At 69.3% G+C, this 14131-nt stretch carries 14 protein-coding genes; 11 read left to right on the top strand and 3 right to left on the bottom strand.

Annotated elements, in window-relative coordinates:
- Nucleotides 1–205 precede the first annotated feature (205 nt).
- From otsA to ACWPKK_RS00620, 6 genes are all read left to right on the top strand, one after another.
- Nucleotides 206–1615: an alpha,alpha-trehalose-phosphate synthase (UDP-forming) gene (gene otsA, locus ACWPKK_RS00645; RefSeq protein WP_324869735.1), complete on the top strand. Its 1410-nt coding sequence runs from the start codon at nt 206–208 to the stop codon at nt 1613–1615.
- Nucleotides 1616–1653: 38 nt separating this feature from the next.
- The gene (locus ACWPKK_RS00640; RefSeq protein WP_452000397.1) at nt 1654–2625 is read left to right on the top strand and encodes a glucokinase; all 972 of its coding nucleotides are present in this window, start codon (nt 1654–1656) and stop codon (nt 2623–2625) included.
- Between the two features lie 184 nt (nt 2626–2809).
- Nucleotides 2810–3193 carry a winged helix-turn-helix domain-containing protein gene (locus tag ACWPKK_RS00635; RefSeq protein ID WP_324869733.1) on the top strand — a complete coding sequence of 128 codons (384 nt, stop codon included), beginning with the start codon at nt 2810–2812 and terminating at the stop codon, nt 3191–3193.
- Nucleotides 3194–3496: 303 nt separating this feature from the next.
- Nucleotides 3497–4072: a YgjV family protein gene (locus tag ACWPKK_RS00630; RefSeq protein ID WP_452000395.1), complete on the top strand. Its 576-nt coding sequence runs from the start codon at nt 3497–3499 to the stop codon at nt 4070–4072.
- A 194-nt stretch (nt 4073–4266) separates the two neighbouring features.
- Nucleotides 4267–4845, top strand: coding sequence for a YqaA family protein (locus ACWPKK_RS00625; RefSeq protein WP_324869731.1), 579 nt, complete (start codon nt 4267–4269; stop codon nt 4843–4845).
- Nucleotides 4846–4878: 33 nt separating this feature from the next.
- Nucleotides 4879–5724 carry a TrmH family RNA methyltransferase gene (locus tag ACWPKK_RS00620; protein ID WP_452000393.1) on the top strand — a complete coding sequence of 282 codons (846 nt, stop codon included), beginning with the start codon at nt 4879–4881 and terminating at the stop codon, nt 5722–5724.
- Nucleotides 5725–5737: 13 nt separating this feature from the next.
- Here ACWPKK_RS00620 and ACWPKK_RS00615 read toward each other — a convergent pair whose 3' ends face one another.
- Nucleotides 5738–6199 carry a hypothetical protein gene (locus ACWPKK_RS00615; RefSeq protein ID WP_452000391.1) on the bottom strand — a complete coding sequence of 154 codons (462 nt, stop codon included), beginning with the start codon at nt 6197–6199 and terminating at the stop codon, nt 5738–5740.
- A 166-nt stretch (nt 6200–6365) separates the two neighbouring features.
- On the opposite strand from ACWPKK_RS00615, the gene msrA reads away from it, so the two are divergent.
- The 5 genes from msrA (at nt 6366) to ACWPKK_RS00590 (ending at nt 11046) form a co-directional block, all read left to right on the top strand.
- A complete protein-coding gene (gene msrA / locus ACWPKK_RS00610; protein ID WP_452004675.1) occupies nt 6366–7007 on the top strand; it encodes a peptide-methionine (S)-S-oxide reductase MsrA in 642 nt (213 codons plus the stop codon).
- Nucleotides 7008–7189: 182 nt separating this feature from the next.
- Entirely contained in the window at nt 7190–7747 is a 558-nt protein-coding gene (locus ACWPKK_RS00605) for a PAS domain-containing protein (protein ID WP_452000389.1), read from the top strand.
- Nucleotides 7744–9684, top strand: coding sequence for a DNA translocase FtsK (locus ACWPKK_RS00600; protein WP_452000388.1), 1941 nt, complete (start codon nt 7744–7746; stop codon nt 9682–9684). The genes ACWPKK_RS00605 and ACWPKK_RS00600 overlap by 4 nt, the downstream gene beginning before the upstream one ends.
- Nucleotides 9685–9934: 250 nt before the next feature.
- Nucleotides 9935–10435, top strand: a complete 501-nt coding sequence (locus ACWPKK_RS00595; RefSeq protein ID WP_452000386.1) for a DinB family protein — start codon at nt 9935–9937, stop codon at nt 10433–10435.
- A complete protein-coding gene (locus tag ACWPKK_RS00590) occupies nt 10432–11046 on the top strand; it encodes a pyridoxamine 5'-phosphate oxidase family protein (RefSeq protein WP_452000385.1) in 615 nt (204 codons plus the stop codon). Before ACWPKK_RS00595 ends, ACWPKK_RS00590 begins: the two co-directional genes overlap by 4 nt.
- A gap of 10 nt (nt 11047–11056) precedes the next feature.
- On the opposite strand, the gene ACWPKK_RS00585 is transcribed toward ACWPKK_RS00590, so the two are convergent.
- Together ACWPKK_RS00585 and ACWPKK_RS00580 are read right to left on the bottom strand one after the other, a co-directional pair.
- Complete coding sequence (locus ACWPKK_RS00585) at nt 11057–13210, bottom strand: sensor histidine kinase (RefSeq protein WP_452000383.1); 2154 nt, start codon at nt 13208–13210, stop codon at nt 11057–11059.
- A 79-nt stretch (nt 13211–13289) separates the two neighbouring features.
- Complete coding sequence (locus ACWPKK_RS00580) at nt 13290–14027, bottom strand: MgtC/SapB family protein (protein WP_452000381.1); 738 nt, start codon at nt 14025–14027, stop codon at nt 13290–13292.
- Nucleotides 14028–14131 lie beyond the last annotated feature (104 nt).

Below are 14131 nucleotides of genomic sequence, written 5' to 3'. Positions count from 1 at the left end.
GCATGACTCTTGGTGCAAGGGCATGACCGAAGGGACAGGAAAGGGCCGCACCTTCGGACCGGTGTCTTGAGCTTGACGGCCGGCGTCCGGAACCAAGACCGCCGACGGTCGTTTCAGAGTGGTCCAATGCCGGGTATCCGCCAAAGGCGATCCGGTTTGCGGGCTGCGGAACGCCCTGCCGGCGGCCAATAAGGAGAAGAAGATCGTGAGCAGGCTCGTCGTCGTATCCAACCGGGTGGCCCTGATGGAAGAGGGCAAGCAGGCGGCTGGCGGTCTCGCCGTCGCCATCCTGGCGGCCCTGAAGAAGACCGGAGGCATCTGGTTCGGCTGGAGCGGAAATGTCGTCGACGGCGAGTCCCAGGCCGAACCGACCCGGACCGACGTCGGGAAGCTGACCTACGCCACGCTCGATCTCGGCCGCCGCGACCATGAGGAATACTACAACGGTTTCGCCAATCAGACCTTATGGCCGCTGTTCCATTACCGGCTGGGCCTGATCTCGGTGAACCGTCGCACGCGCGAGGGGTATGAGCGGGTCAACGCCTATTTCGCCGACAAGCTGGAGCCGCTGCTGCGCCCGGACGACATGATCTGGGTCCACGACTATCACCTGATCCCCTTCGGCGACGAACTGCGCCGCCGCGGCTGTTCGCAGCGCATGGGCTTCTTCCTGCACACGCCCTTCCCGCCGCCGGAACTGCTGACCGCCCTGCCCAACCACCGCGACCTGATCCGCGAGCTGTGCGCCTATGATCTGGTCGGCTTCCACACCGCCACCGACATGCGCGGCTTCTGCGACTACATCCGCACCGAGACCGACGGCACGGTGGAACAGCGCGGCGCCTATGGCAGCGCCATGATCCGCGCCTTCGGCCGCACCCTGATGGCGAAGGTCTTCCCCATCAGCATCGACACCGAGGCGCTGGAAAGCCTCGCCCGCACCGCCGGCCGCTCGCGTCAGGCCGAACGGCTGCGCGAAAGCCTGGTCGGCCGCCGGCTGATCATCGGCGTCGACCGGCTCGACTATTCCAAGGGCCTGCCGCAGCGCTTCGCCGCCTTCGAACAGCTTCTGGAAAGCTATCCGGAGCATTGCAACCGCGTGTCCTTCCTGCAGGTCGCCCCGCCAAGCCGCGAGGACGTGCCGGAATACATCGCCATCCGCCGCGAGCTGTCGGAGATGGCCGGCCGCATCAACGGCCGCTTCGCCGAGTTCGACTGGCAGCCGATCCGCTACCTGAACCGAAGCTTCGGCCAGCGCGTGCTGGCGGGCTTCTACCGGCTGGCGAATGTGGGGCTGGTCACGCCGCTGCGAGACGGCATGAATCTGGTCGCGAAGGAGTATGTCGCTTGCCAGGACGGCGACAATCCGGGCGTCCTGGTGCTGTCGCAGTTCGCCGGCGCCGCCCATGAGATGGGAGAGGCGCTGATCGTCAACCCTTTCGACATCGAGGGCGTCGGCGACGCGCTGCAGCGGGCGCTGACCATGCCGCTGGGCGAGCGCAAGGAGCGCCACACCGCCCTGATGCGGACGCTGCGGCGCCACGACATCAGCTGGTGGCGTGAAAGCTATGTGGACGCGCTGACACGCGCGCCGTATGACTTTCCGGTCACCTGAGCATCCGCTCGGCCCACCAGCAGCGCAGGTCCGGACCCATGGCCGCCTCTCCCATCCTCGTCGCAGACATCGGTGCCACCAACGCGCGCTTCGGCCTGATCGACGGCCGGATGGTGCGCGAGGCGCGGGTGCTGCGCTGTGCTGATTATGGTTCGATCGAAGACGCGGCCACCGCCTACCTGTCGGCGATCGGGCTGGCTGCGCCGGGCACGCCGGGCCGGCCGCGGCACGGCGCCTTCGCGGTGGCCGGGCCGGTCACCGGCGACCACATCGCCATGACCAATCTGGTCTGGCAATTCTCCGTCGGCCGGGTGCGCGACGCCCTGGCGCTGGAGGGACTGGTCGTCATCAACGACTTCACCGCCGTCGCCCTGTCGGTGCCGCGTCTGGCCGAGGAGGACCGGCGGCAGGTCGGCGAAGGGTCTCCGCATCCGGGTGCCGTCGTCGCCGTGCTGGGGCCGGGCAGCGGGCTGGGCGTGTCGGGGCTGGTGCCGGGGGCGAACGGCCGCTGGACGGCGCTGTCGGGCGAGGGCGGCCACGTCACCATGGCGCCGATCAGCGACCGTGAGAGCGCCGTGCTGGGCCAGCTGCGCAAGGGCTTCGACCATGTCTCGGCCGAGCGGGTGCTGTCGGGGCCGGGCCTCGTCAACCTATACAACGCCCTGTCGATCCTCGACGGGCGCGAACCCGCCGCCCCCACCCCCGCCCAGATCACCGACAACGCCCTGGCCGGGACCGAGCCCCACTGCGTGGAGGCGGTGGAGATGTTCTGCGCGATGCTGGGCACCGTCGCCGGCAACCTCGCTTTGACGCTGGGCGCGCGGGGCGGCGTCTACATCGCCGGCGGCATCGTGCCGAGGCTGGGGACGCTGTTCGCCCATTCCCGCTTCCGCAAGCGCTTCGCCGAGAAGGGCCGCATGCGCGACTTCCTGGCCCCGATCCCCACCTATGTCGTCACCCACGAACTGCCCGCCTTCCTGGGCCTCGCCGAGGCCGCCGGGGCGGACTGAGCGCCGCGCCGGGGGCGCCACGCCACGCGAGCACCGGGGGGTGCGACGTATCGCGCCTCCATCGGTGGTTGCCCCTATTGCGCCACTTGTCGCTTGAACCGGTGGGACCGCCCCCACATGGTTGTTCCGATCCGTTCGGATCCCATCGGAACGCCATCCCACCGGAAAGCCCCCGACAAACGCCATGTCCACCGACCTTCGCGTCCGCTTCATGCACCCGTCGGGCGCCATCGGCCCCGGCAAGATCGCGTTGCTGGAGGCCATCGACCGCACCGGCTCCATCTCCGCCGCGGCGCGGTCGCTGGACATGACCTTCCGGCGCGCCTGGTTCCTGGTGGAGACGATGAACACCGCCTTCCGCGAGCCGGTGATCCGCACCAGCGTCGGCGGCCGCGAGGGCGGCGGCGCCGGCCTGACCCCGCTGGGGCAGGAGGTGGTCGCCCGCTACCGCCGCATGCAGGAGGAGGCCCGCAAGGCCGCCGAACCGCACCTGCGCTGGCTGGACGAGATGCTGAAGGACGAGCAGCCCGGAGACGAGAACGGGTCCGAGACGCCGCCGGCCGGCTGACCGCTTGATTTGCCAGCCAAGTCATCGGCTTGGCCGCTTCAAGTTATCGCCAAGGCTCCGCCAAGCACTGCGGTGCGCTTTTTCTTCCATGCGCGCGGTGCAGCCCTGGGCACCGGGAAGCCCGGTGGTGCGGCGGGGCGCTGCGCCGTACATATGGCTCCGTTGCAGCTTGGTCCCAGCGTGACCGATCGGCAACAGACGTTTTCCCGGCATGCCATCCGCCACACCACCCGAACGGGCCGCCTCCGCGGCACCGCAAGGGGTCCCTTGCGCCCTTCAGCCCCCTCCCGAGCCACCCGCGCCATGCTGTCCCTCCCGCTGACCATCACCGCCGCCGATGCCTTCGGTGCGGCCGCCTTCGCCGGTTCGTGCCTGTGGCCGCTGATGAAGAAGCGCCCCGCCCTGCTGGCCGGGCAGGCGGCGACCAACCTGATGTTCATCATCCACTATGTGCTGCTGGGTGCCCACACCGCGGCGGCGCTGTGCCTGCTGGTGGTGACGCAGGCCCTGGTGGCGATGCCGGAGGGGCGCAACCGCTGGCAGACAGCGACCTTCGCCGCCACTGTGCCGGCCATCGCGACGATCGCCGTCTTCACCTGGTCGGGCCTGCCCTCGGCGCTGTCCAGCCTGGGCATCACCTTCTCCACGCTGGCGCGCTGGCAGTCGGATGCGGTGCGCATGCGCCTGCTGCTGCTGGTGGCCGGTGCCTTCTGGATCAGCCACAACGCGCTGGTGATGTCGCCTTTCGCCATGGCCTCGGACGCCTTCAGCGCCGCCGCCAACCTGCTGCGCCTGCGCGGCGAGCGCCGCAAGGCCGCTCCGGCGGAAGCCGCCACGGCGAACGCCAATGCGACGCAGAAGGGTCTTGCCGTCGCCTGACGACACCGGCTCAAAGCCGCCTCGCATGACCGGGCTAACGCCTCCGGATGGGTCCTGCCTGTCCGGGGGCGATCGAATTGGGCACTGGCGCACCGGCACGCTCCCGCCTAAAAGGAGCCAGATGCGCCTTACGGCGCAGTGCAACAAGCGCCTTACGGCGCACCGCAACGGCAGCGACGAAGGACGGCCCATTCATGCTGAAGCGTCTTTACGACTGGACCATGGCCAAGGCCGCGTCGAAGGATTCGACCAAGTGGCTGGCCGGGGTGTCCTTCGCCGAAAGCTCCTTCTTCCCGCTGCCGCCGGACCTGCTGCTGGTGCCGATGGTCATCGCCAACCGCAAGGCGGCCTGGAAGCTGGCGACGATCTGCACGCTGGCGTCGGTGGTCGGCGGCATCGCCGGCTACATGATCGGCTATTTCCTGTACGAGACCATCGGCCGCTGGGTGATCGAATTCTACCACCTGACCGACAAGTTCGAGCAGCTGCGCCAGACCTTCGTCGATTACGGCGCGGAGATCCTGATCATCAAGGGCATGACGCCCATCCCCTACAAGCTGCTGACCATCACCGCCGGCGTGGCGCACCTGCCGCTGTGGGTGTTCATCGGCGCCTCGATCATCTCGCGGTCGATGCGCTTCTATCTGGTCGCGGCGCTGCTGTATTTCTTCGGCCCGCCGATCCGCGCCTTCATCGAAAAGCGGCTGACGCTCGTCACCAGCGTGTTCGCGGTGGCGCTGATCGGCGGCTTCCTGGTGGTGAAGCTGCTGTAACCCGCCGCCCTATTTCAGACAGACAGGACCTCCATGCCTCCGCGCGGGCGCCCGCCCCATCCCAGCCGCTCCCGCCCCCACCACCCCAGGCCCGCCGCCCCGACAGCTCCGTCCACCCCGGAGCCCACGGAATCGCGCAAGCTGTTCCGCGTCGCCGGGCTGGCTGCCGTCTCTGCCCTCTTCGCCCATGAACCGGAGCGGGTGGAGCGCCTGTTCTTCGACGAGCGGCTGAAACCGGCGGTCGGGGCCTTCTGCAAGGCGATGGCGGCCGCCCGCAGGCCCTACCGCATGGTGGAGGGAGAGGAGCTGGCGAAGGTCGCCGGCACCGTCCTGCATGGCGGAGTGGTGGCACTGATGGCGCCGCGCAGCGTGCCGCTGTTCGATCCGGAGGTCGCGCGCCGCGCGGGCGAGCCGCTGCTGATCCTGGACGGCGTCGGCAACCCGCACAATCTGGGCGCCATCCTGCGGACCGCTGCCTTCTTCGGACTGCCGCGCGTGCTGGTCTCCGACCATCCCGGCCAGGCCTTGCCGTCGGAGGCCGCCTACCGCGTGGCGGAGGGCGGGTTCGAGTGGGTGACGCTGGAGCGCGCCCCAGCATTGCCCGCGCTGCTGAAGCGGCTGCGCACCAGCCACCGGGTCTTCGGCACGGCACTGGACCAGACGCGCCCGACGGTGGATGCCGGCGCGCTGACCGGCTGGCGCGGCAAGCAGAACACAAAACCGCCCGCCGTCATCCTGGGCAACGAGGAGGATGGCATCCCGCCGGCCACGCTCGCGGCCTGCGAGGCGGTGCTGACCATCCCCGGCAGCGGGCGCGTCCAGTCGCTGAACGTCGCCGCCACCGCCGCCATCCTCATCCACGCACTGGCGACGGGCTGAACGCGCTCCAGCGCTACCCGAGCATCAGGATCAACAAGAGCGCGACCACGGCGACCGACGCCAGCGGCAGCAGTTCCACCCCGTTGCGCGTCCAGGTCGGCGCGGCGCCATGGTGATGGCCCGCATGTCCGGTCCCGATGTCGTCGGCCCAGCCATGGCGCGACGGCACGGCACCGGGGGCCGAGACCGCCGGCGCCGCCGGGCTCGCCATGTCGACCACGCCGTCGCCGCGGCGGTAATCGCCGGTCTGCCGGGCCAGCGCCGGGTTGGGACGGCCCTGCATCAGGCGCGAATCGTCCAGTTCGACCTCGACACCGGCCGCCTCGACCCGCTCGATCACCGCGGCGGTTTCCTCCGGCGTCATAGTGTCCACGGGCAGGATGCCGCCCAGCGCCTCGGCGCTCAGGCGGTTGCCGTTGCGGCGGCCATGGTCGATCAGCGATTCGACCAGGCGGTCGTCGGTGGTGCTCGCCATAGTGACTCTCCTTTCTCAAGTTCCCCCTGGGTCACAGGGTCAAACACACGGAGCCGCCCGAAGGTCCCGGCATGGACAGCCAGCCCTGCGCCATCTTGCCGCGGCCGGGCCGCGACCCGACATAAGGGGTCCCTCCAACGGATCGCTACTGATGGGAGACCCGACCATGCTGGGGCATTTCATGCGCAAGCCGCCGACGCTGCCGACGCCGGAGGAGGCGCTGCCCGGCCGCAGCCAAGCCGTTCCGGTGCCCGACCAGCATCACGTCAACGGCCACCGCCTCGCCCCGCCCTACCCGCCCGGATTGGAGGTCATCGACCTCGGGCTCGGCTGCTTCTGGGGGGCGGAGCGCAAGTTCTGGCAGGTTCCCGGCGTCTGGGTGACCGCCGTCGGCTACCAGGGCGGCCACACCCCGAACCCGACCTATGAAGAGGTCTGTTCCGGCCGCACCGGCCACACCGAGGCGGTGCGCGTCGTCTACGACCCGGCCATGGTGAAGGCCGAGGATCTGCTGCGCGTCTTCTGGGAATCGCACGACCCGACCCAGGGCATGCGCCAGGGCAACGACGTCGGCACCCAGTACCGCTCCGCCGTCTACACCCACAGCCCCGCCCAGAAGGCGGCGGCGGAGGCGACGCTGGCGGCCTACCAGGATCGGCTGGCCCAGGCCGGATACGGCCCGATCACCACCGAGATCCGCGAGGCCCCGCCCTTCTACTTCGCGGAAGCCTACCACCAGCAGTATCTTGCCAAGAATCCCAACGGCTACTGCGGCCTTGGCGGCACCGGCGTCTCCTGCGCGGCGTGATGGGCGCGGCGTGATGGGCGCTGCGGGATGAAGCAGCGGTAAAAGCGGGATTGCGGCACACCCGCCGGGCTTGGCCCTTGCGGTTGCGCCGCACCGGCCCTTGCGGGTATGGTTCCGGCGGCTCTTGAAAGCTCCGGCGGCGTTACCCCCGCGGGAGCGCCGCCCGTCCAGCTGCGATTGTCATGACCAAGGAAAGAACCGAGCTGGCGACGCCGTCCCTCAGCGGCCTGCTCGAATTCTGGCTCACCAAATCCGTCGCCGGCCGGCCGCCGGTCCCCAGCAGCATCTCCCCGGCCGACCTGCGGCCGTGGAAGGACAACATCGTCGTGTTCGAGGTGATCGGGGAGGAAGCCGGCACCTTCGTCTATTCCTATTACGGCAAGGCGCTGGTCGCGGCCTTCGGTCAGTCGCGCCTGGGCGCAACGCTGGACGATCTGCCGCCGGAACAGCGCGCCGTGCTGCAGCCGGAATACGAGACGGTGCGCCGCGAACGGCTGCCCGTCGCCCGTGTCCACACCGCCGTCTTCGGCGGCCGCAGCCGCAGCTTCGAACGGCTGGTCCTGCCGATGTCCAGCGACGGGGTCGGCATCGACAAGCTGCTGGTCGCCGCCTACGAGATGACGCCGCGCGAGCTGGCTGCCCGCCCCCAGGTATACTCCCCTGGGCATGCCTCGGGGCCGGGCGGCTCCTCCTCCGGTCCAGTCCCCCTCACCGTTCAGAAGCCGGGAGCCTCGGCATGACCCCGCGTATGCCGCATCTCGCCGCCCCGCCCACCCAGGCGGGCGTGGTGACCGCCGACGAATTCAATCTGTGGTGCGCGCTGAACGGCCGCCCCTTCAACCTCGTCCCCAACCCGCGCCCCGATGGCCGCGTGATGTGGGATGTGGAGGTTCTGCCCGGCACCCCGCGCGCCGGCACCGTCTATTCCACCAACCTGTCGGACGAGGCGCTGGCGGTGGTCGCCGGCTTCGCCTTCCTGTCGGGCGTCGAATGGGCCTATGAGGCCCGCGACCCGGCCGAGGCGGAGCCCCCTGCCGCCACCCCGTGCGAAGCTGCGCCGGCACCGGAAGCGGCAAGCCCCTGCGCGCCCGCCCCGGACGCGCCGCAAGCTGCCCCCGCTGCCGCACCTGCCGCTCCGGCGGAGCCGGTGGACTATCCCGCCGTCTATTCGCTGCCCGCCGTCGCGCTGCTGCAGAACCCGCCGCCGCGCCCGGTCCAGCAGCATGACGAATCGGTGCTGGCCCGCAATGCGCGGATGCTGGAAACCGTCCTGAAGAACTTCCGCGTCCGCGGCGAGATCATGGACGTTCGCCCCGGCCCGGTCGTCACCCTCTACGAGTTCGAGCCGGCGCCCGGCACCAAGTCGGCGACCGTCATCAACCTGACCGACGACATCGCCCGCTCCATGAGCGTGGTGACCGCCCGCATCGCCATCGTCCCCGGCCGCAGCGTCATCGGCGTCGAGCTGCCGAACCCGGTGCGCGAGATGGTCTATCTGCGCGAGAGCTTCGACCACGACGCCTTCCGCAACACCACGGCGCAGCTCGCCATCGCGCTCGGCAAGGATATCAGCGGCGAACCGGTGGTGGCCGACCTCGCCCGCATGCCGCACCTGCTGGTCGCCGGCACCACCGGCTCGGGCAAGTCGGTGGCGATCAACACGATGATCCTGTCGCTGCTCTATCGGCTGCCGCCGGAGCGCTGCCGCTTCATCATGGTCGATCCCAAGATGCTGGAGCTGTCGGTCTATGACGGCATCCCGCATCTGCTGACCCCCGTCGTCACCGATCCGAAAAAGGCGGTGGTGGCACTGCGCTGGGCCGTGCGCGAGATGGAAAGCCGCTACGAGGCGATGTCCAAGCTCGGCGTGCGCAACATCGAGGGCTACAACGCCCGCATGGCGGAGATGATCGCCAATGGCGAGAAGATGCCCCGTCGGACCCCGGCGCCGGGCGAGCCGGAGAACGTCTTCGACCTGACGCCGTCGGAGCCGACGCCGCTGCCTTACATCGTGGTCATCGTCGACGAGATGGCCGACCTGATGCTGGTCGCCGGCAAGGAGATTGAAGCGGCGATCCAGCGTCTGGCCCAGATGGCGCGCGCCGCCGGCATCCACCTGATCATGGCGACGCAGCGCCCGTCGGTCGACGTCATCACCGGCACCATCAAGGCCAACTTCCCGACCCGCATCAGCTTCCAGGTCACCAGCAAGATCGACAGCCGCACCATCCTGGGCGAAGCCGGGGCGGAGCAGCTGCTGGGCCAGGGCGACATGCTGTACATGCAGGGCGGCGGCCGCATCACCCGTGTCCACGGCCCCTTCGTCTCCGATTCGGAGGTCGAGGAGATCGTCCAGTACGTCAAGGCGCAGGGCGCCCCCAACTACGTCACCGCCATCACCGAGGAGGAGGAGGAAGCCGCCGCGGTGGAGGACGAGGACGGCGGTTCGGCTGCCACCGGCGACGACCTGTACATGCAGGCCGTCAACCTCGTGGTGCGCGAGGGCAAGGTGTCGGTCAGCTTCATCCAGCGTCAGCTGCAGATCGGCTACAACCGCGCCGCCCGTCTGGTGGAGCGGATGGAGACCGAGCGCGTCGTCGGCCCGGCCAACCACCAGGGCAAGCGCGAGGTCCTGCTGTCCCACGCCGGCCTGTCGGCGAAGCGCGCAGGCGTGTGATTGATCCTCCCTCTCCCGCCTCTCGCACAAACTTCGTTTGTGCTGACGGCGTCAGGCGGATCGGAGATCCGCTGAGAGCCCCGGGAGAGGGAAGGGGCCCATGCGGAGCATGGGAAGGGTGAGGGGTGAGGCACGAAGCCATGCGCTTCGGGATTCTTGCCCTATCCCTCACCCTCCCCACGCCTTCGGCGCGGGTCCCCTCCCTCTCCCGGGACGGGAGAGGGCACATACTCAATGCCAAAGGCTCCCCATGGACCCCAAACCGCATTTCGAGACGCTCGCCCGCTACAACCGCTGGGCCAATCGCCGCCTTTACGAAGTCGCGTCGCAACTGTCCGACGCGCAGTTCCGCGAGGACCGCGACGCCTTCTTCCGGTCGGTGCGCGGCACGCTGAACCACATCCTGGTCGCCGACCGGGTTTGGCTGGAGCGGATCGAGGGCGCCGGGCCGAAGCCCTCGGCGTTGGACGAGATCCTGTTCGACGACTTTGCCGGCCTCCGTGCCGCCCGCGAGGCGGAGGACGAGCGCATCCTGCGCGTGCTGGCCGCGACCCCGGCGGAGAGGTTCGAGTCGGTCCTCTCCTACCGCAGCATGGCGGGCACGGCCCACGAGCTTCCCTTCGCCCAGGTGCTGACCCACGTGTTCAACCACCAGACCCATCATCGCGGGCAGGCCCACGGCCTGCTGAGCCAGTTCGGGCTGGAAACCCCGTCCATCGACTTCGTTTATTTCCTGCTGGAGTCGAAATGAGCCGCCCCCTCACCGACCCCGCCGCGCTGGAAGCCCTCTATGGCGAACCGGTTCCCGCCTCCATCGCCAAGGAGGTGCCGTCGCTGACCCCCGGCTACCGCGCGCTGATCGAGGCGTCGCCCTTCTTCGTTCTCGCCACCAGCGGGCCGGGCGGGCTGGACGCCTCGCCGCGCGGCGACGAACCGGGCTTCGTCCGGGTGGCGGACGACCGCACCCTGCTGATCCCCGACCGCCGCGGCAACAACCGCATCGACAGCCTGCGCAACATCCTGGCCGATCCTCGCGTCGGGCTGCTGTTCCTGGTGCCGGGGCTGAACGAGACCCTGCGCGTCAACGGCCGCGCGGTGATCGATACCGACCAGGATCTGTGCGAAAGCTTCGCCGTCGACGGCAAGGCGCCGAAATCGGTGCTGGTGGTGACCATCGAGACGGTGTTCTTCCAGTGCTCCCGCGCCCTGCTGCGTTCCCACCTGTGGGACCCTGCGGCGCAGGTGCCGCGCGCCAGCCTGCCGTCGGTGGGGTCGCTGCTGGCCGAGGCCAGCGCCGGCCGCGAGGGCGGCGACGCCTATGACCGCTCTCTGACGGAGCGGATCCCGAAGACGCTCTACTAGGCTCCCGCCTTCACTGGGCCGCGAGACGGCCGACGGCCGATGGCTGCCCGCCGTCATCCGGCAACCGGATGGTGAAGACGGAGCCTTCCTCGCGCGTGCTCTCCACCGTCAGGGTGCCGCCATGGGCGGCAACGATCTTCTTCGTCATATAGAGCCCCAGCCCGGTGCCCTTCGTCCCGCGCGAGGAGGAGGCGCGGAAATAGATGGAGCCGATCCGCTCCACCTCCTCAGGCGCCATGCCGCGCCCGCGGTCGGCGACGCGGATGACGATTTCCCCTCCATCCCCGGCCGCATCATAGCCGGCCGTCACCCGCACCGGCGCCTCCGGGGGCGAATAGCGCAGGGCGTTCTGCACGAGGTTGCCGATCGCCACCCCCAGGAACGGCGCGTCGACCAGCAGCGGGTGGTCCGGCGTCTCCACCGCCACCTCCAGCCGGTCCTCCGCCTCCGTCCCCATCAGGCCGCCCAACGCCTCCTCCATCAGCTGGCCCAGCGCCACCGGTTCCGGCTTCAGCGCCAGCGCCCCCTGGTCCAGCGCGTCGGAGGACAGGAACAGCTCCACCAGTTCGACCATCTTGCGGGTGGTGTTGCGGATGCGCTCCAGCCGGGTCAGCGCCGCCGGCGCCGTGACCGCCCCCGACAGCTCGATCATCTGCGCCGCGCTGTCGATGGAGGCGAGCGGGGTGCGGAACTCGTGCGACAGCATTGCGATGAAGGTGCGCTGCTCCTCCGCCCGCTTGGTGGCGAAGGCCGACTCCTCGCGGGCGCGCAGCCGTTCGGACTGCAGGCGGCCGATGCGCAGGGCCAGACCGACGCCCAGCACCAGAACCGCCAGCATGGACGAGATCTGATAAGGATCGGCGACGGCGAAATCGGCCGGCAGCACGCCGCGCAGCGACATCTGCGTCAGCAGCAGGCCGGCGAGCGAGACCAGCGTGCTGGCCAGATAGAAGCGCGGGCTGGGGTCGGCGGGATTCAGCCAGGCCATGCGCGCAGTCAGCACCAGCGCGATCACCACCACGATCAGCGCCGACAGCGTCACCACCGGATTGGTCAGGGCATAGAGCGGCGACACCGTCGTCGGCAGCATCAGCACGGACAGCAGCGCCAGCCCCTGGTAACAGCGGCGCAGCCACGGCGCCCCGCTCCGCAGGTCGAGGATATAGACCCACATGATCAGCGCCGCGGCGAAGCCCAGGAAGCCGCTGCTGCCCACCATCATGTTGATGGCCCAGCCCGGCATGTCCGGCAGCAGGGCGGCGGCGATGCCGTTGGCGAACAGGTAGTAGCAGAAGACGGTGGCGACATAGCCGGTGTAGGCCAGCAGCGCTCCGTCGCGCAGAAGCAGCCCCAGCGCGACGTATCCCAGCGTCAGGATTCCCAGCACGCCGAGGAACAGGCCCTGGAACAGCAGGTCGGGCGTCTGGTGGCCGACATAGGCCGCCGGCGTCCACATCCGGGCGGACAGGCGGATGGCGCTGATCGAATCGACGCGCAGATAGAGCGAGACCGGTTGCCCTTCCGGCAGGGTCAGCGGCAGGGCGTGCAGCCGCGTCTTCATCGGCCGCTGGCTGAAGGGCACGAAATCCCCGAGCCGGACCAGCCGGTAGGCGTCCGGACTTTGCGGCCGGCCGTCCGCCCCCATCGATTTGGGGTCCATCGATTTCGGCCCCATCAGTTTCGGAACGAACAGGTCGAGATGGTCGATGTAGGCCTCGCCCATCTCCAGGATCCAGTCGGCCGGGGCGCCGGGCGCGCGCAGCAGGTCGAAACGGTACCAATGGATGTCGCGGGTCTGGCCGGCCCCGCGGAAATCGCTGCGCGGCTCCATGCCTCCTGCGGCATCGGCCTTCAGGATGTCGGCGAAGTCCAGCTTGCGCTCTGGATCGACCAGCCGGGTGAAATGGCCGGCCAGCGTGGCGCCGGCGGTGGACGACTCCAGCCGCAGCGGCTCCACCGGCGCGGACGCGGACGCAATGCTCAATGCGCAAAGCCAAAGCAGGGCCGCGCCAAGCAGGACTCGCAAAAGATCGGGAAGATGGCCGGGCAGAAAGCTGGAGGGCCGGCGCTCCGCCGGGGTGCGAATGCGGATGGCCGGCAGGCTGCCGTGCCGGCTTTGCATCCACCGGCCGCTCGCGCCGCCGTTCTTCGCATCCTTGGTCATCGTACGGCTTCGATAAAGCTAAAGTTTTAGGAAAAGATTAAGCACATATGCATTCCGTCACCATCTTTCCCCAACCATGTCAGATGCGCGAGGGCGACAGCTTGAACTCCACCAAAGCGTCTGTCGAGGCGAGTGCGGCGACCAGCGTCATCGGGTCGAGGTCGCCCTTGCCCTGCAGAACCAGCTGGCATTCGAACTGGCCGCTGCCGTTGGCGAGGTGGAAGGCCCAGTCGACCACCTCGAAGCCATGGCGGGCCACCTGCGCCCGCAGTTCGTCCGGTGGCGGCGCCTTGTCGCGGGGAAAGACCAGCGTCAGATGGACCACCGAGCGGTGCGGCAGCAGCCGCTCGATCGGGCGCAGCAGGCTCATCACTAGGATGGTCAGCAGCGCGGCGGCGATGGCGACGGCATAGAAGCCCAACCCGATGATGATGCCGATCGCGGAGGTCGCCCAGATCGACGCGGCGGTGGACAGGCCGCGGATCGACAGCCCCTCGCGCATGATCACGCCGGCGCCGAGAAAGCCGATGCCGGTCACGATCCCCTGGATCACCCGCGTCGGGTCGCCAGCCCCGGCGGCGCTCTGGACTCCCATGCCGCCATACCACATGGCGGGATAGGCGTTGACCACCGTCAGCGCGGCCGACGCCAAGCAGACCAGCCCATAGGTCCGCATCCCCGCCGCCCGCCCGTGATAGCTGCGCTCGTAGCCCAGCAGCAGCCCGACCGCCAACGCTCCCAACAGATGCAGAAGAATCAGCCCGTTGGTCACCAGCTCGGCCGGCGACCAGTAGGAGCGCAGCAAATCCATGGCCATCCCATCTCGAACCGAAGCCCCGGGCCTTTCCCGCAAGACCCGGCTCCAGTCTAGCGCGGTCCGGGCCGGAACACCTGCACGGCGCGACGGAAGGGTCCGCCGCG

It is taken from the genome of Azospirillum largimobile, from assembly GCF_977007025.2.
The sequence above is the reverse complement of the archived record's forward strand: the minus strand, read 5'-3'. Positions and strand labels throughout refer to the sequence as shown.